The 803-nt window shown below is 66.5% G+C and carries 1 protein-coding gene; it reads left to right on the forward strand.

Annotated features, from left to right (window positions below; translation table 11 throughout):
- The coding region (locus AC1DWF_RS33580; protein ID WP_476842821.1) for an isopenicillin N synthase family dioxygenase at positions 1-753 on the forward strand (753 nt) is incomplete at its 5' end.
- Between the last annotated feature and the right edge of the window lie 50 nt (positions 754-803).

Here is an 803-nt window from a genome sequence, read left to right on the forward strand (position 1 = left end):
AACCTGGGCTTCCTGCCGACGGGGGCACAGACCATCCGCACCTCCAAGGTCGCGGAGGTGAAGAAGCCGAACCTCAACGAGAGCTTCTACATCATGAAGGACCTCTCCCCGGACGACCCTGATGTCCTGGCGCAGAAGCCTTTCGCCGAGCCGAACAAGTGGCCGCCCGCCCTGCCCGGCTTCCGTCCCGCGACCATGGCCTATTTCACCGCCATGAAGGCGTTGGCCCACCGGATGCTTCCGGTCTTCGCTGAGGCGCTGGATCTCCCGCCCGCCTATTTCGATCAGGATTTTCGCGACCCGTCCTGCACCCTGCGGCTGATCCGCTACCAGCCGCAGCCCGAGGACGAGGCCGACCGTTTCGGCTTCGCGCCGCATATCGACACGAACTTCACCACCTCCCTGGCGCAGTCGGCGCTGCCGGGCCTCGAGGTCCGCACGCGCGAGGGCGAGTGGCTGAAGCCGCCCGCCATCCCCGKCACCTTCGTGGTGAATACGGCCGAGATGCTGGGCCGGTACAGCAACGACCGCTTCGCGCCGACGCCGCACCGGGTCGTGAACAACAACAAGGAGATGCGCTACGMCATCCCCTTCTTCTACGGCCCGGACAACGACGCGGTGATCAAATGCGTGCCGAGCTGCGTGAGCGCGGAGAATCCGGCGCGCTACGAGGACCTGCTCTACATGGACCATCGGCTGAAGCTGAACCGGACCAACTTCGCCCACCGGCAGAAGGCGCCCGCCGAAGCCTGAGACTCAGTGCGCCAGGACTGCCGGCGCCTTCGGCTCGGCCGKCTCCCGTG

This window comes from Aminobacter sp. P4_D5, from assembly GCF_056401815.1.